Origin of the sequence: Pseudomonas sp. NFX98 (genome assembly GCF_047784845.1) — a bacterium.
GTDB lineage: Bacteria > Pseudomonadota > Gammaproteobacteria > Pseudomonadales > Pseudomonadaceae > Aquipseudomonas.
Genome location: NZ_JBLNNF010000002.1, coordinates 190,359 through 206,545, shown reverse-complemented (window position 1 = coordinate 206,545; position 16,187 = coordinate 190,359). Strand labels below are relative to the sequence as shown.

The following is a 16,187-nucleotide window of genomic DNA, read 5'->3' as shown; positions in this document are numbered from 1 at the left end:
GAATCGCGTCCCGATCCGGCCAATGGTGCCGGACGTTCGGGGTGAAAAGGGGTTGCAGTTGAACGAACAGACATTGTCCATGCGCCTGGAGCGTGTGGCGGCGCATGTGCCCGCAGGTGCGCGCTTGGCCGATATCGGATCGGATCACGGCTACCTGCCAGTGGCGTTGATGCGCCGTGGCGCCATTACGGCGGCGGTGGCGGGTGAGGTGGCATTGACGCCGTTTAGCGCCGCCGAACGCACGGTGCGTGAGAATGGCCTGGACCAGCAAATCACCGTGCGACTGGCGAGCGGCCTGGCGGCGATCGAGCCGGCAGACGAGATTACCGCGATCAGCATTTGCGGGATGGGCGGCGAGACGATTCGCGACATCCTTGACAGCGGCAAGGCGCGCCTGAGCGGCCAGGAACGCCTGATCCTGCAACCCAACGGCGGCGAGCAGCCACTGCGCCAATGGCTGATGGACAATGGCTACCGCATCCTCTGCGAGGAACTGCTGCGGGAAAACCGCTTCGACTACGAAATCATCGTCGCCGAGCGTGCCGGGCCGGTGGAGTACACCGACGAAGAGCTGTACTTCGGCCCGCTACAGATGCAGGCCCGCAGCCCGGCGTTCCTGGACAAATGGCGGCGCATGCTGCATCAGAAGCACAAGACGCTGGCCAGCTTCGCCCATGCGCGGCAGGCCGTACCCGAGGACAAGGTGCAAGACCTTGCCCGGCAGGCCCGGTGGATTACTGAGCTGCTGGCTTGAGCCCGATTATCTAGATCGAAAGGACGAATCGGCGTTCGTCCCCGGCCTTGGCGCTTGTAGGTGGCGGTTCAAGCAGGAACCCGCACCGACCCAGTACTTTCTTCGAGCCGATATTCGCCTCATAAACATAAGCAACCAATTGCGTAAGCCCCCAACGCATCTGTGCCTTCTGGATCAGATGATTTAGCGCCAGTGTCGCCAGACCCTGCCCGCAAGCGCGCTGATCGATCCGATAGCCTACTTCTGCAGTGCTGTTCGCTGCGTCAATGTTTTTCAAATTGGCTCGACCGACGATTTCGCCACTTGCGTCCTCAATGACAAACGGATGCCAGGCGCCGCAAGCAAAGTCGGACAAGTAACTTTGAATATGCTCGGTGACACCCTGCAGTGTGTAAAAGGCAGGGGCGCGCGCATCGATATGGGATTCGAACCATTCACGGTTCTGAATTTCGAAGGCCAGCAACGCTTCGGTATCCGTACTGTTCAGCTCGCGCACTCTGAATGGCTTCATTGATCACACCTCCTGTGCTTTAGGCCGAACGCAGACGATTGCGACGTCACCTTAGAAAACGCCAGGTGCCTCGTCAATTTTCCTGAGGTGTCATCTCGTGCAGACAGCCTGCGCAGCCCGCTTGTGCAAACAAAGGTCCGGGGCATGTGTATCGCTGTGTATCCGAACCCACTGTACGGAGATTGGCTTACAAATGCCCCTCGAACCGGATACATCCGGGATACACGGCTGCAGTCAAATAGCCCTGCCTTAGCGAGAAAGCAAACGCGCCTCGCACCACGGCTTATCGCCCTTAGTGGCAATGACCTTAGCGGCCTGGCCGCACACAGTAATCCGGAGAATCACCATGTCCCGTATGTCGAACAAATCCCGTATTGGCCTGATCGCTGTTGCACTGGCCGGCAGCATGAACCTCGCTTCCACCGCTTTTGCCGCAGAAGCGCTGCCTCAAGGCTACCAACTGGCCGCCGCCGAAAAGACCGGTGAAGGCAAGTGTGGCGAAGGTAAATGTGGTGCTGAAGAGTCCGGCGCCAAAGTGACCAAGGCTGGCGAAGGCAAATGCGGTGAAGGCAAGTGCGGCGACGCTTCGTTCGCCCGTACCGACACCGACCACGACGGTCGCGTTTCGCTGAAAGAACTGCTGACCGTGGCCCCACAGGGCGGTGAAGAGTTCAAGGCGATGGACACCAACAACGACGGTTTCCTCTCCGAAGGCGAAGTCTACAAATTCCGCACCAACCAGTTCACCTCCAACGGCAAGAAAGTACCGACCGAACTGTTCACCAAAATGAGCAAAGCCCAGGGCTGATCACTCGATACCGATGTAAAAAAACCTCCCCGGGTTCGCGCCCGGGGAGGTTTTTTTATGGCCGCTGAAATACCTGTCAGTCGAATGCGCTGCGATAGGCGAACAGGCCGGGCAGGCCACCGGTCATCACGAACAACAGATTGCTGCCCGCCGGGTAATCGCCCCGGCGCGCGGCGGCCAGCAGTCCGGCGAAGGCTTTGCCGCCGTAGACCGGATCAGTCAGCAAACCTTCCTGGGACGCGAGCAGGCGCACCGCTTCGAGCATCGTTTCGGTCGGCGCGCCATAGGCCTCGCCGCGTTGACTGCCATCCACGCGAATCGCGCTGTCGGCCAGCGTTGTGGACTTATCAAGCAGCTGCAAAACCTGTCGGGTTTTTTCCAGAGTCGTGGACGTGGCCTGCTCCTCGGTCGCCAGCACCGAATAGGCGAGGATCTGCGTCGTCGCCCCGGCCAAGGTGACACCCGCCAGCAGTCCCGAGTGCGTCCCGGCGCTGCCATTGGGCACGATGATTTGCTCGAATTGCACACCCAGCGTGTCTGCCTGGCGCAGGATTTCGGCCGCACAAGCGGCATAACCCAGGCTGCCCCGCGGACTGGAACCGCCCAACGGCATGACAAAGGGTTTTTTACCCAGACTCTTGAGCTGCTCGACCAACTGCGCCGCATAGGCATCCGGCATCACCCCTCGAGGTAGCCGATGAACCTTCGCGCCAAACAGGCCGTCCAGCAGGACGTTGCCGTTGTGGCAAAAGTCGTCATCGGTGCGCACGGCGGACGGGGTCAGAATCAGTTCGCAGGCCAGGCCTTGGCGGGCTGCCACGGCAGCGGTCAGTCGCGCATGGTTGGACTGAAAGCCGCCCCAGGTCACCAGCGTGTCGGCGCCTTCGGCCAGTGCTTCGCCGAGCAGGAATTCCAGTTTACGCAGCTTGTTGCCGCCACCGCCGAGTCCGGTCAGGTCATCGCGTTTGACGTAGAGGTTGCAGCCATTGAGTTCGGGCAACCGGCTCAATCGGGACAGTTTCTGGATCGGTGTCGGGCCTTCGAGCAATGCCACCCGAGGGTAAGCGGCCAGCGCGGCATCAAGATGATTCAAATCGTGGGGCATGAAGGTTCGCTCGTGGAGTGAAAGAACGCAGTGCGTCGGCCACTGTAAAAAGCCCCAAAGTGAAGATATACGGTCATCCGGGAATTACTGTTGATACACCGTGTAATCAAATGACGTGATCCGACGGATGTACCCAAACCCTGTGGGAGCGAGCTTGCTCGCGATGGCGGTGTATCAGGCGCCTTGGTGGTGACTGTTGTGGCCTCATCGCGAGCAAGCTCGCTCCCACAGTTTTGATATCTTTTTTACAGATATCACTTGCCTGATTAATTCGCTACTTGAGATATCTGCTCGCGCGTAGTGTCGGCGGCGAATCACTTCAAATTCGTCCGCCGGAGCACCTGTTCACGTGAATTATGCCGATCGCAATCTTTCCTACTGGCGTCGCAACCTGGCTGTTTGTGTGTTCGGTTCGTTCACCACGCTCGTGAGCCTGAGCATGCTGTTGCCGTTCCTGCCGCTCTATGTGCAACAACTGGGTGTCACCGAACAGGTCGATGTGGTGCAGTGGTCGGCCGTGGCTTTTGGTGCGACGTTCTTTGGCACGGCGATTACCGCGCCACTATGGGGCCGGTTGGCTGATCGTTTCGGGCGTAAACCGATGCTGGTTCGCGCGGCTATCGGCATGGCGATCGTGATGTCGCTGATCGGGCTGGCGCGGGACGTCACTGATCTGGTGGTGTTGCGCCTGATCGCCGGGCTCATTGGCGGCTACGCATCGGCTTCGATCGTGATGATCGGCTCCCAGGTCCCACGGGAAAAAGCCGGATGGGCATTGGGTGTGCTGTCGACGGGAGCGTTGTCCGGTAATCTGATCGGGCCGCTGGTGGGGGGATTTCTCCCGCAGTTGGTGGGTATCCGTGGCACTTTTTTTGTCGGCGGCGCGATGATCGCTGTCGCGGCGATTACCACCATCGCGCTGATCCGCGAGGACTTCGATCGTGGGACGGATGGGGCCCGGCGCGACAAAAAATCCGCGGTCGAAGGCGTCAGTTCTCGCTGGCCGATCATCGGGGCGCTGTTGATGACGGCCATGATGGTGCTGCTGGCCAACATGTCGATCGAGCCGATCATCACCGTCTACATCGGACACTTGGGCGTGGCCTTTGATGATCAGGCGCGGATCGCCGGCGTCGTGATGGCTTGCTCGGCGCTGGGCAGCATTCTGACCGCCGCCAAACTCGGTGCACTGGCGGATCGGGTCGGCAGTTGGAACGTGATCATCGGTTGTTTGGTGTTGACCGGCATCGTCATGGTGCCCCAGGCCTTCGTCACGCAGTGGTGGCAACTGGCGGTGTTGCGTGGGCTGATGGGCATGACCATCGCCGGGTTGCTGCCGGCCATTGCCAAGCTGATCCGGCAATCGGTCGAGGATCACAACACCGGAAAGATCCTCGGCTATCTGCAATCGGCGCAGTTTTCCGGGCAGGTGATCGGGCCGCTGATCGGTGGCCAGATCGGTGCGCATTTCGGATTGCACCACGTGTTCCTGGTGACCGGCGCGCTGCTGGTGGTGTGCGCCGGAATCAACGGCTGGATTAAAAGTCGCTTCTACGCAGTCTCGGCTGCTACGGCGCCCTCCAGATGAACGCTGTGCAGAAAGGTGGCCAGCGCGCTGGAGAGATAGCCGTCGATGCGCCGCACGAACACTGTCTCCACTTCCGCCAATTCGGCGGGTAGTTCGTGCACGGTCACCAATCCCTCGCGTGCAGCGTTCGCGATCACGCCTCTGGGCAACAACGTAACCCCGACCCCGGCCGACACGCAGGCAATAATCGCCTCGATCGAGCCGAATTCCAGCGGCTCGGGCGCCAGTACGCCGAGGCTGGTCAACAGCGTATCCAGACGCTGGCGATAGGAACAGCCGAGGCGAAACACCACGGTCTTCAGGTTGTCGATGCCAGCGACATCTTCCAGTTTTTGCAGGGACGGTGAGGTGACCAGCACCAGTTCTTCGCGAAAGGCGACTTCAGCGTGCAGCTCCGGGTGATTGACCGGTCCGACCACGAACGCACCTTCGAGCTTACAGTCGATGACGCCCTGGATCAGGCTGCACGTGGTGCCGGTGCGCACCACCGGGCGAACCTCGGGATAAGCCTTGGCAAACCGGGCGATCAGGTGCGGCAGACGCAGGGCGAGGGTGGTTTCAAGCGTGCCGATTTCCAGCACGCCTTTGGGATGGCCGTCATCGCGGGCGGCGCTGGAAGCATCGTGCAGCAGTTTCGAAAGCCGGGCGGCGAAGGGCAGGATGCGCCGGCCCGCAGGCGTCACCTGCACACCCTTGGCGCTGCGTTGGAACAGTGCGACGCCGAGCTCGTCCTCCAACGAGCGAATCCGCGCCGACACGTTGGACTGCACGGTGTTCAGCTCGCTGGCGGCCTTGTTCATGCTGCCGTGGCGCGCCACCGCGTCCACCACCTTGAGATCCGTAACATCCATCGAACTCACCTATCTCAAAAAGTAATAGCCAGCTGTGAATCTAAAGCATGGAAAAGATTAGGGCTGGCGTCTTGGAAAGACAAGCAAACGGTCGCTTTTGATTCACCAAAAACGATCAATGGAATCATAAATGATCATTTTACATGATCAAGGGGCGGGCATAGGTTGAAGGGGCACAGATACCGCAGCCAGTGGCGGATCGAGTCTGAATCTGAGGCTGTGGAACAACAATAACGCAACCACTGCTACACGGAGTCAACGTGAATCATGCATCTGAGTCAGCCAGAATCCGTAACCACCCCCGGTACAAGGACTTGGTCTCACGGCAGCGAAGATTCGTCGCCAGTCTTACCGCTGCAACCCTTGTCCCGTACTTCACGTTCATCCTCGTCGCTGCCTTCGCCCCTCAGCTACTAGCGACGAAACTTTCCGCCACCAGCATCATCAGCATCGGTTGGCCTTTAGGCGCCGTGTTCATTGTCGGCGCCTGGTTGTTTACCGGGCTCTACATCCATCGCGCCAATGGCGAGTTCGATGACCTGACCGCAGAAGTCCGCGCGGGGGTCATCGTATGAAGCGCGTCCTTGTGAACCTCATCCTTCCCGTGCTGCTGTGCGTATTCGCCGCTCGCGCCATGGCCGGCGACGTTATCCAGAACGTCGAAAAGCAACCGATCAACATTACTGCCATCAGCATGTTCCTGGTCTTCGTCGTGACGACACTTGGCATCACGTACTGGGCCGCCTCAAAAACCAAATCCATGGACGATTTCTATACGGCCGGCGGTGGCATCAGCGGCTTCCAGAACGGTCTGGCACTGGCCGGTGACTACATGTCGGCGGCGGCATTGCTGGGCGTTACCAGCATGATCTTCTTCAACGGCTTCGATGGCGTGCTGTACTCGATCAGCTTCTTTGTCGCCTGGCCATTGCTGCTGTTTCTATTCGCCGAGCGCATCCGCAATCTGGGGCGCATTACCATCTCTGACATCGCTTCTTTTCGCCTCGATCAAAACCGTATCCGCACGATGACGGCCTTCGGCTCGCTGACGGTGGTGTGTTTTTATCTGGTGGTGCAGATGGTCGGGGCAGGGCAGTTGATTCAGCTATTGTTCGGTCTGCCGTACAACTATGCAGTAATTGCCGTGGGTCTGTTGATGGCGGTCTACGTCACTTTCGGCGGCATGGTCGCTACCACATGGGTGCAGATCATCAAGGCCGGGTTGCTGCTGGTGGGCGGGACGCTGCTGGCGTTTTTGGCGCTGAGCAAGTTCGGTTTTTCGTTCGACTTGCTGTTCGAGAAAGCCGTGGCCGCGCACCGCGATGGCGAGCGGATTCTGCTGCCGAGCAAACTGGTGGCTGACCCGCTGTCGCTGATCTCGTTGTCGCTTGGACTGGTGTTTGGCACGGCAGGACTGCCGCACATCCTCATGCGCTTCTTTACCGTGCCGGATGCCAAGCAGGCGCGCAAATCGGTGTTCGTCGCCACGGGCTTCATCGGCTTTTTCTACCTGATCGTGGCGGTGCTGGGCCTGGCGGCCATTGTCATCGTCGGGCAAGACCCGGCCTTCTACGAGGGCGGCAATCTGGCGGGCAAGTTGATCGGCGGCGGCAACATGCCGGTGATGCACCTGGCCAAAGCCGTGGGTGGCGATCTGCTGCTGGGCTTCATTTCCGCCGTGGCGTTCGCGACGATTCTGGCGGTGGTGTCGGGGCTGACCATGGCCGGCACCTCGGCGATCTCTCACGACCTGTATGTGATGGTGGTCAAAAAGGGCAAGGCCGAGGCCAAGGACGAACGCCGCGTATCGCGCATCGCTTCGGTGGGCATCGGTATTGTCGCGGTGGTGTTGGGGATCTTGTTCAAGGACCAGAACATCGCTTTCCTGGTGGCGCTGACATTCGGTGTGGCGGCCTCGGTCAACTTCCCGATCCTGGTGCTCTCGATGTACTGGAAAGGGCTGACCACTCGCGGCGCGTTGATCGGCGGTGTCGCCGGGCTGGTGAGTGCGGTCGGGCTGGTCATTCTCTCGCCGGCCGTGTGGGTCAAGGTGCTGGGCAATGCCGACGCGATTTTCCCCTATGACTACCCGGCGATCATCTCGATGAACGTGGCGTTCCTGTTCACCTGGCTGGGCTCGGTCACTGATCGCAGCCATGGGGCAGGGCTTGAGCGCGAGCGTTTCGATGATCAGTTGATCCGCGCCCAGACCGGGCTCGGCGCCGCACAGGCGGTCAATCACTAAGACCTTCGCGGTCAATCCTTTCCTGATTTGCACACTCTGCAAAAGGAGTCAGCCATGCAACTTCGAGACAATGGCCTGAGATTTTCACCCATCACCGTCGCCCTGCACTGGGTCGTGGCGTTTGCGCTGCTGGCGATTTTCGGCCTGCAACTGTTGATTGGCCAAGCCTCCAGCGCGGCACAGCAACTGGAACTCGGCAGGCTGCAAAACCTGCTGGGCCTGATTCTGTTCCTCGTCTCGTCTTACCGTTTCTGGGCGCGGATCACCTCTTACCATCCGTTACCGGTGGGCACGCCGAACCCTATCGAAGTGATCATCAGCCGCTCGGTGGCGGTGTCGCTGGCCTTGGCGATGGTGCTGTTGCCGATTGCGGTATGGGCATCACGCTCTGCTGCCGGCGAAGTCGTGGAGCTGCCCGGCGGCTTGTGGATTCCGGCAATCCTACCCGTCAATGAGGCGTTGAAGCATGTGGTCGACGTGCTGTTCAACATCGGCGCCTCGGCGTTTCTCGCCGGGCTCGCGCTGCATATTTTCGGCGCGGTCAAAAATCACTTTCTCCTGAAGAACAACACGCTCAAGCGGATGCTTGGCAAACATGTGGAGCTGTGAGTCATGAACCAGGACAGATTCGATTTTGCCGGCAACGCCATCACCCGGCTCTGCGGCGTGAAGTACCCGATTTTTCTTGGCGGCATGGCGGCGATTTCCGGTCCGCAATTGGTGGGCGCCGTGGCCAATGCCGGCGGCATGGGCGTTATCGGCGGCTTGCGCCTGCCGCCCTTGGCCTTGCGCCGCTGGATACAGGAAACCCGCGCTCTGACCGACCAGCCCTTCGGCGTGAACCTGGTGCCGCAGTTCGGTGGTCCGGATGTGTTCGAAGCGCAGTTTCAGGTGATCCTCAAGGAAAAGCCCAAGCTGCTGTCGCTGTTCTACGCCGAGAAGTATGCCGCCGACATGATTCCCCGGGCCAAGGACGCCGGGCTGATCGTGATGGTGCAAGCGGGGTCGGTAGAGCTGGCCCACATCGCCATCGCCCAAGGCGCGGACATCATCATCGCCCAGGGCAGTGAAAGCGGCGGGCATCTCAATCGAGGCACGATCGGCATCATGCCGTTGCTCACCTCTATCCTTGCCGTCTCGGAAGGGCGACCGGTGCTGGCGGCGGGTGGCATCACCCACGGCGACGACGTGCGGGCGCTGATGTCGCTTGGCGCATCCGGGGTGGTGGTGGGCACGGCGTTCATTGCCACCGATGAGTCCAACGCCCATCCGTTGTACAAACAAAAAATCGTCGAGGCGACCACCGACGACACGGAGTACCGCACCGGTTATTCGTTCGGCTGGACCTACGGCACGCCGCACCGGGTGATCCCCAACCGGGATAAATGGAACCTGCTGCGCTTCATCGGCGGCGGCGCCCGGGCGATCGACAAGCCGCGAATGGCCGAGAAATTGTCGCTGTATGCGGGGCAGGGTGTGGGCAAGATCCACAGCGTTGTGCCGGCGGCGGAACGGGTGGCGGAGCTGGCTCGTGGTTTGTTGGATGTGCCGGATCGGTCGTCGGTCGCGGAGATTGGTGTAACCGACTATGCCGCGACCGGGCGGTTTTTGAATGAGCAGAGAAGGTCGCTCGGCTGGTAGTGAGCCGGCATCCATGTTGAATAGGCCGACCCCTTCGCGGGCAAGCCCGCTCCCACAGGGTTGATGTCGTTCACAAACATTGCGGTCGACACAAAAAACTGTGGGAGCGGGCTTGCCCGCGAAGGCGTCAGGTCAGTCGATAAGAATGTTGACTGACCCGACCCACAGTTTCTGATTTATACCGCCGCCGGCCGGGCAATCTGCTGCTGCGCCAACCCAATGAACGCACTCATCGCCGAAGTAATCATCGTGTCATTGCGGCGAATGAACACCGTGGAAACGTTAGCGAACTCCGGCGGCAACGTGTGGCAGCGAATCGCATGCCGAACGCTGCAATTTTCCGCGATCGACTTGGGCAACAGCGTCACGCCCATGCCCGCCGCGACGCACGACAGAATGCCATCCAGCGTGCCCAGCTCCATGATCTGGTTCGGCACAAGCCCCACTTGATAGAACCAGTTTTCCAGTGTCGAGCGATAGAAGCAGCCGGTGCGAAACACCAGCACGGTTTGCTGGGGCATTTTTTCGATCAGCGCGTGCAGCGTTTCGAATTGGTTGCTGCTGACCAGCACCAGTTCTTCGTTGAACACTTCCTCCTGGGCCAACGCCGAGTTCTGGTGGAAACCGCCGACAAACGCGCCGTCGAGCCGATGCGCTTCAATCGCCTTGATCAGCTCCACCGTGGTGCCGGTCAGCAGCGACAACTGCACCTCGGGAAACTGCTCGCGGTACTTGGTCAGCACTTGCGGCAGGCGAATGGCGGCGGTGGTTTCCATCGAACCCAGGCGCAGCAGGCCGGTCGGGCTGCCAGTGTCCATCAGCGCGTTGCGGCTCTCTTCGGTCAATTGCAGGATGCGCCGCGCGTAGCCGAGAAAGGTTTCGCCCGCGGATGTCAGCACGACCCCGGATTTCTTGCGGATGAACAGCTCGCGGTTGAGTTCGGCTTCCAGCTCTTTCACGCGCATGGTCACGTTGGACTGCACCGTATTCACCTGCACCGCCGCAGCGGTGAAGCTGCCCAGCTCGGCCACGGCGCAGAAAATCTTCAGTTGGCGCATTTCCATTTTCGTTACCACCCATCATTAAAAGTGATTGTGGATATATTTAATGATCACTTTACGAGCTTTTCTGCGGATTAGTAAAGTGCTTGAAACGATATGAAACGAGCGTAGATCGACCATGAAATTGATTTCAAAAATTGACCATGTGTTTGCAGGAGGCCTCGGGTTGTTGAAACCCGAAGGGCAGCAAACGGGCATCTTCAAGCAACGGCATGCAGGACCGGTCCGCGTAGAAAATCATGGAATCGTCGGCGACCAGCATGGCGATACCCGCGTGCACGGCGGTCCGGAAAAAGCAGTCCATCAGTACGCCGCGCAAAACTATGAACGCCTGGCTCAAGCCTTTCTCCACAGCGCACCGGAACTGATGGCGGGCAGCCTCGGGGAGAATATTTCTGCGTTCGGCCTATCGGAACTCAACGTGCACATCGGTGACGTGTTCCAGGTCGGCAGCGCGGTGTTGCAGGTGTCCCAACCGCGCAGCCCGTGCTGGAAAATCAATCACCGCTTCGATGCCGAACACATGTCGATGTTTGTCGCCAAAGAGCGGATCACCGGTTGGTATTACCGGGTCATTCAGCCCGGGTTCATTGAAGCGGGGGACCGGATCGAACTGCTGGAGCGGCACACTGAGCGCTTTTCCATCGACCAGTTCTGGCAGGTGCAGTTGTCGCATCGGCCTGTCATCGACGATCTGCTGGCATTGGCGGCCACTGCTGGGCTAGCTGAGGACTGGAAGCGGCGTCTGGGTGAGCGGGCGAAGTGGCTGCAGAAACGTCCAGACACCAGCCTCGAGTCTAAATTGGATTTGTAGAGGTGAGCGGTGCGGCGATCTGACTTGTCCTCCAAGGCGATCTGATCGTCGACCTGACTTTTGCGGTTGTCCTCGATTCCTGTGGGAGCTGGCTTGCCTGCGATGGCGATCTGACCGTTGACCTGGATGTTGCTGACCGAATACATATCCATTCCTTCGGTAACGGCCACTTATGGTTCCGCTCTTACAGCGGGTCACTTGGAAGAGCCCCAAGTAACCAAGGGCTCTTGCCCCTTTCGTTCGGTGCCTCGCCTAGGCTCGGCATGCCCTCACTCCGGTCCTGCTCCGTGGGCCCGCCGCCATCGGCCATCCATGGCCGGGGGCGGCTAACCCGGCATCCTTGCCGGGTTGCCCACTGCGCAGAACCTGCGCTCGGCCTCTCGAGGGTGCAAGAAGATCAAAAGCCAAAGCAAAAGCGAGGCGGCCTGCCAGCCGACCTGATTCCAAGTGAACGTCAGTAGGCGCTGCCGAGCGCTGCAGCTGTTGACCTTGGCGGGCCAGAAAATCACTAGATGATGCGAAGACGTACCCGTAGGCAACGGCGCAAGGTTTTGTAGCCCTCATGAAGTGAACGTAAACGTTTTTAAACATGCATATCTCATTGGGTGTTTAATGAGTGATAGCTGCTTTCTGCCTCGGCTCAAACATTGGGAGGTCGGGCAGGTATCTGACATGTATCTAGATTAAATATGCACCCACCAATCTCACGTTGCTCAGCAACCCCGCTTTACTTTAGGCGGTCGGACTGCACTGCGCGTACAGCTTGCCTTTGTCGATTGGCTTTGGTCGGTTTTTGTCTCAGCATCGCACCAGATAGGCTCAGGACTAACTGATATCAGGTACCGGCTTGTAGGAACGAGTTCTTCATCGCGCGGCTTTCCCATCCGACCACCTTGCCCCATTGAACACAGCCAATCAGTGAACGCTCGTATGCGCTCTGCATCATGAATGTATTCAAAGCCCTGTCGATCCATGATGAGCCAAGGAAACTGATCAGCAAACTCCAGGAGTGTTGGCATACGGTTGCCTGCGCCGAAATACCAGAAGCGATTTTCGCCTTCGGCCAAATAAACTTTACGGCCCTGATCTTGCTGAAAGGAATCCACACTGTTGTGCTCAGCCGATGGCAAGCGCCGCCAGCGACCATCCTCACGAAAATACATATTGTCGCCATGTTGTTGCTCTACAGTGCCGTAAGGACTGGGGTGCTTCTCAGGGAATTGGCTGAAGTACTCGTTCATGTCGAGCACCCTCGTCAGTCGCATGGCATACACCAGCCGATGCCCAGTGGCTTTGGACGTATGACCAACAATCCAGTCTCCCCGCTCCAGATTTGCATTCATGTGGTTAGGCGTGCAAAGCGCCAGCGAACATACGCCGAAGTACGGATTCGGCGCCAAACCAGAGTCATGTGTCATCACATACTTGAGTAGTTTCATTTAAAGGCTCTTATTGAGTTTGCGCTAACGATGTAAAGCGTTTCTCGCTGGGCGTGCAAGCTTAGCGCGGCGTTGTGCGGAGGGGGCGGCGCTCCCAGCCACTCTCATAAATTCAGACAGCGAAGACGTTGTGAGCTGTATTCACCATTTATGATCCATAAGATCATTAATCATCATTTTACATGATTCATTGGCGGGCCTACTTTGGCGATGTCGGGGCGTTGAACAGCCACCGGCCTCACAACAAAAAGAGATGGCTCTTATCCACCACCAGGGGACACCCGCCATGAGCAACCAGCCAGCAGACATCGCACATTACATTCACGGTCGCGCCGTGCCGGGCAATTCCGGTCGCGCGCAGAACGTCACCAACCCGGCCACCGGTTCGGTTACCGGCATTGTAGCCTTGGCCAATGTTTCGGAAGTCGACGCGGCGGTGCAGTCGGCCGCAGCGGCGTTCCCCGCTTGGTCGGCCACGCCGCCATTGCGCCGCGCGCGCATCATGTTCAAGTTCCTGGCGCTGCTCAACGAGAACCGCGACACCCTGGCGCGGATGATCACCCGCGAGCACGGCAAGGTGTTCACCGATGCCCAGGGCGAAGTGACGCGTGGCATCGAGGTGGTCGAATTCGCTTGCGGTATCCCGCAACTGCTCAAGGGTGACTACACCGAACAGGTCTCGACCAACATCGACAACTGGACCCTGCGCCAGGCCTTGGGTGTGGTGGCCGGCGTCACTCCGTTCAACTTCCCGGTGATGGTGCCGATGTGGATGTTCCCGGTGGCCATCGCCTGCGGCAACACCTTCGTGCTCAAGCCGAGCCCGATCGATCCTTCTCCCTCGCTGCTGATCGCCGAGTTGTTCAAGGAAGCCGGGTTGCCCGACGGCGTATTCAACGTGGTGCAGGGTGATAAAGAAGCAGTGGATGCGCTGCTCGATCACCCTGAAGTCAAAGCCGTGAGCTTTGTCGGCTCGACGCCGATTGCCAACTACATCTACGAAACCGGCGCCCGCCACGGCAAGCGTGTGCAGGCACTGGGCGGGGCGAAGAACCACATGGTGGTGATGCCTGACGCCGATATCGATCAAGTGGTCGACGCCCTGATTGGCGCGGCGTTCGGTTCGGCCGGCGAGCGCTGCATGGCGATTTCGGTGGCGGTGTTTGTCGGCGACGTGGCCGACAAGGTCATGCCGAAACTGGTGGAGCGCACCCGCACGCTGAAGATTCTGGAAGGCATGAATCTGACTGCCGAAATGGGCCCGATCGTGTCGTCCGCCGCGTTGCAGCGCATCACCGGCTACATCGAGCAAGGCATCGCCGAAGGCGCCGAGATGCTGGTGGATGGTCGCGGCTTTGATGGTGCGCAGGCCGGTGCCGATTGCGCCGAAGGCTTCTGGCTCGGCGGCACGATTTTCGATCACGTCACCCCCGAGATGAAAATCTACAAAGAGGAAATCTTCGGGCCGGTGCTGGCATGCATGCGGGTCAAGGATTTCGCCGAGGCGATCGACCTGGTCAACGCCCACGAATTCGGCAACGGCACCGCGTGCTACACCCGCGACGGCCACATCGCCCGAGAATTCGCTACACGCATTCAGGTGGGCATGGTCGGCATCAACGTGCCGATTCCGGTGCCGATGGCGTGGCACGGTTTCGGTGGCTGGAAGCGCTCGCTGTTCGGTGACATGCACGCTTATGGCGAAGAAGGGGTGCGGTTCTACACCAAACAGAAGTCGGTGATGCAGCGCTGGCCGAACAGCATCGCCAAGGGTGCCGAGTTTGCCATGCCGACTTCCAAATAGACTTTGACGTTTTCGGGTTGGAAGGCGTGCTGGCGCGGGCTTGCACGCTGTTCATTTGTCCCGGGGGGCGAGCTCTTCGCTCCCAATTTTTTCCAAGGTGAATCGCGATGCCATTGCTCAAGTTCGACATCATCCAGGGCCGCACCGATGAACAGTTGCGTACCCTGCTGGATGGGGCGCACCAAGCCATGGTCCAGGCGTTTGACGTGCCGTTCAGTGATCGTTACCAAAGCGTCACGCAACACCGTGCGGGGGAGTTGATCCTGCACGACACCGGGTTGGGTTACTCGCGCTCGGACAATGTGGTGTTGCTGACGGTGATTTCCCGACCGCGCTCACAGGCGCAGAAAGTCGAGTTTTACCGTTTGCTGGCCGAACAGCTGCAAGTCGATTGCGACCTGTCGCCGGATGACTTGATTGTTTCGCTGGTGGAAAACAGCGATGCGGACTGGTCGTTCGGCCGTGGCCGGGCGCAATTCTTAACCGCAGAGCTCTAGTCTTCATTTTTCAGGTGCCGTCATGTCCAATCCTCTGTTATCGCTGTTGAACATTGAACTGCCGATCCTTCAGTCGCCAATGGTTGGTGTATCCACACCGAGACTCGCCGCGGCAGTGTCCAATGCCGGCGGCCTCGGTGCCATCGGTATCGGCGCGAGCAATGTCGAGCAGGCGCGGGCGATGTTGCGCGAGACGGCGGCGCTGACGGACAAGCCCTTCAATGTGAATCTGTTCTGTCATGAGCCTGCGGTGCCGGACGCCGAGCGCGAAACGCAATGGCTGAATTTCCTCGCACCGTTCTTTGCCGAGTTCGACGCAGCCGCGCCAGCATCTCTGCGTGAGATCTACACTTCATTCGTCGAAGACACCGACATGCTGCACATGCTGCTGGAAGAACAACCGGCGGTGGTCAGTTTCCACTTCGGCTTGCCGCCGCAACCTGCCATCGATGCGCTCAAGGACGCTGGCATCGTCCTGTTGTGTTCCGTGACCAATCTGGCCGAAGCGCAGGCGGCGGAGCGTGCGGGTGTGCACGCGCTGGTGGCGCAAGGTTATGAAGCCGGTGGACATCGCGGGGTGTTCGATCCGCAGCAGGACAGCGAGATGGGCACGTTTGCCCTGGTGCGTGTGCTGACCGAGGCGTGTGGTCTGCCGGTGATCGCGGCCGGCGGGATCATGGACGGCGCCGGAATCAACGCCGTCATACAACTGGGCGCGAGTGCCGCGCAGTTGGGCACGGCGTTTATCCTGTGCCCCGAATCCTCCGCCAATAACGCCTATCGTGAAGCGCTGAAAGGCCCGCGTGCTCATCAGACTCAAGTCACCAGCGTCATTTCCGGTCGGCCTGCGCGGGGCATGGTCAATCGCAACTTCACCAGCCTTGAGGCGAATGCCCCGGCATTGCCGGACTATCCCATCGCCTACGACGCCAACAAAGCGCTCAACGTCGCGGCAGCGGGTAAGGCCAACACCGAGTTTGCCGTGCAATGGGCCGGGCAGGGCGCGCCACTGGCTCGGGAAATGCCGGCGGCGGCATTGGTGAAGTTGCTGGCGGCCGAGATGTAAGCC

16 protein-coding genes are annotated in these 16,187 nt (G+C 59.6%); 11 read left to right on the top strand and 5 right to left on the bottom strand.

Going from position 1 to position 16,187, the window contains the following annotated elements:
* Positions 1-58 precede the first annotated feature (58 nt).
* Positions 59-754 carry a tRNA (adenine(22)-N(1))-methyltransferase gene (locus ACM110_RS03410; RefSeq protein ID WP_416126570.1) on the top strand — a complete coding sequence of 232 codons (696 nt, stop codon included), beginning with the start codon at positions 59-61 and terminating at the stop codon, positions 752-754.
* 10 nt (positions 755-764) lie between these two features.
* Here the strand turns inward: ACM110_RS03410 and ACM110_RS03405 are convergent, their stop codons facing one another.
* A complete protein-coding gene (locus ACM110_RS03405) occupies positions 765-1,265 on the bottom strand; it encodes a GNAT family N-acetyltransferase (RefSeq protein ID WP_416126569.1) in 501 nt (166 codons plus the stop codon).
* Between the two features lie 346 nt (positions 1,266-1,611).
* Between ACM110_RS03405 and ACM110_RS03400 the strand changes: the two genes are divergently transcribed.
* Complete coding sequence (locus ACM110_RS03400) at positions 1,612-2,073, top strand: hypothetical protein (RefSeq protein ID WP_338581226.1); 462 nt, start codon at positions 1,612-1,614, stop codon at positions 2,071-2,073.
* 76 nt (positions 2,074-2,149) lie between these two features.
* On the opposite strand, the gene ACM110_RS03395 is transcribed toward ACM110_RS03400, so the two are convergent.
* Positions 2,150-3,178 (bottom strand): D-cysteine desulfhydrase family protein, encoded by a 1,029-nt coding sequence (locus ACM110_RS03395; RefSeq protein ID WP_416126568.1) that lies wholly within the window; start codon positions 3,176-3,178, stop codon positions 2,150-2,152.
* 349 nt (positions 3,179-3,527) lie between these two features.
* On the opposite strand from ACM110_RS03395, the gene ACM110_RS03390 reads away from it, so the two are divergent.
* On the top strand, positions 3,528-4,766 hold the full coding sequence (locus ACM110_RS03390; RefSeq protein ID WP_416126567.1) for an MFS transporter: 1,239 nt from the start codon (positions 3,528-3,530) through the stop codon (positions 4,764-4,766).
* On the opposite strand, the gene ACM110_RS03385 is transcribed toward ACM110_RS03390, so the two are convergent.
* A complete protein-coding gene (locus ACM110_RS03385; RefSeq protein ID WP_416126566.1) occupies positions 4,730-5,617 on the bottom strand; it encodes a LysR family transcriptional regulator in 888 nt (295 codons plus the stop codon). The genes ACM110_RS03390 and ACM110_RS03385 overlap by 37 nt on opposite strands.
* Positions 5,618-5,877: 260 nt before the next feature.
* On the opposite strand from ACM110_RS03385, the gene ACM110_RS03380 reads away from it, so the two are divergent.
* Genes ACM110_RS03380 through ACM110_RS03365 form a run of 4 tightly spaced genes read left to right on the top strand, consistent with a single transcriptional unit; the run spans position 5,878 to position 9,503 of the window.
* On the top strand, positions 5,878-6,192 hold the full coding sequence (locus ACM110_RS03380) for a DUF485 domain-containing protein (RefSeq protein ID WP_416126565.1): 315 nt from the start codon (positions 5,878-5,880) through the stop codon (positions 6,190-6,192).
* A complete protein-coding gene (locus ACM110_RS03375) occupies positions 6,189-7,862 on the top strand; it encodes a cation acetate symporter (protein WP_416126564.1) in 1,674 nt (557 codons plus the stop codon). The genes ACM110_RS03380 and ACM110_RS03375 overlap by 4 nt, the downstream gene beginning before the upstream one ends.
* Positions 7,863-7,916: 54 nt before the next feature.
* Entirely contained in the window at positions 7,917-8,471 is a 555-nt protein-coding gene (locus ACM110_RS03370) for a cytochrome b (protein ID WP_416126563.1), read from the top strand.
* 3 nt (positions 8,472-8,474) lie between these two features.
* The gene (locus tag ACM110_RS03365) at positions 8,475-9,503 is read left to right on the top strand and encodes a nitronate monooxygenase (RefSeq protein ID WP_338581219.1); all 1,029 of its coding nucleotides are present in this window, start codon (positions 8,475-8,477) and stop codon (positions 9,501-9,503) included.
* Positions 9,504-9,679: 176 nt separating this feature from the next.
* Here the strand turns inward: ACM110_RS03365 and ACM110_RS03360 are convergent, their stop codons facing one another.
* Positions 9,680-10,561 (bottom strand): LysR substrate-binding domain-containing protein, encoded by an 882-nt coding sequence (locus tag ACM110_RS03360; RefSeq protein ID WP_416126562.1) that lies wholly within the window; start codon positions 10,559-10,561, stop codon positions 9,680-9,682.
* Positions 10,562-10,730: 169 nt separating this feature from the next.
* Here ACM110_RS03360 and ACM110_RS03355 point away from each other — a divergent pair, with 169 nt between their 5' ends.
* Positions 10,731-11,378, top strand: coding sequence for an MOSC domain-containing protein (locus tag ACM110_RS03355; RefSeq protein ID WP_416126561.1), 648 nt, complete (start codon positions 10,731-10,733; stop codon positions 11,376-11,378).
* A gap of 713 nt (positions 11,379-12,091) precedes the next feature.
* Here ACM110_RS03355 and ACM110_RS03350 read toward each other — a convergent pair.
* The gene (locus tag ACM110_RS03350; protein WP_416126560.1) at positions 12,092-12,817 is read right to left on the bottom strand and encodes a hypothetical protein; all 726 of its coding nucleotides are present in this window, start codon (positions 12,815-12,817) and stop codon (positions 12,092-12,094) included.
* A gap of 286 nt (positions 12,818-13,103) precedes the next feature.
* Between ACM110_RS03350 and ACM110_RS03345 the strand changes: the two genes are divergently transcribed.
* The 3 genes from ACM110_RS03345 to ACM110_RS03335 all read left to right on the top strand — a co-directional run bounded on the left by ACM110_RS03345 (position 13,104) and on the right by ACM110_RS03335 (position 16,184).
* Entirely contained in the window at positions 13,104-14,621 is a 1,518-nt protein-coding gene (locus ACM110_RS03345; protein WP_416126559.1) for a CoA-acylating methylmalonate-semialdehyde dehydrogenase, read from the top strand.
* A 107-nt stretch (positions 14,622-14,728) separates the two neighbouring features.
* Positions 14,729-15,118 (top strand): tautomerase family protein, encoded by a 390-nt coding sequence (locus ACM110_RS03340; protein ID WP_416126558.1) that lies wholly within the window; start codon positions 14,729-14,731, stop codon positions 15,116-15,118.
* Between the two features lie 22 nt (positions 15,119-15,140).
* Positions 15,141-16,184: an NAD(P)H-dependent flavin oxidoreductase gene (locus ACM110_RS03335; RefSeq protein WP_416126557.1), complete on the top strand. Its 1,044-nt coding sequence runs from the start codon at positions 15,141-15,143 to the stop codon at positions 16,182-16,184.
* Positions 16,185-16,187 lie beyond the last annotated feature (3 nt).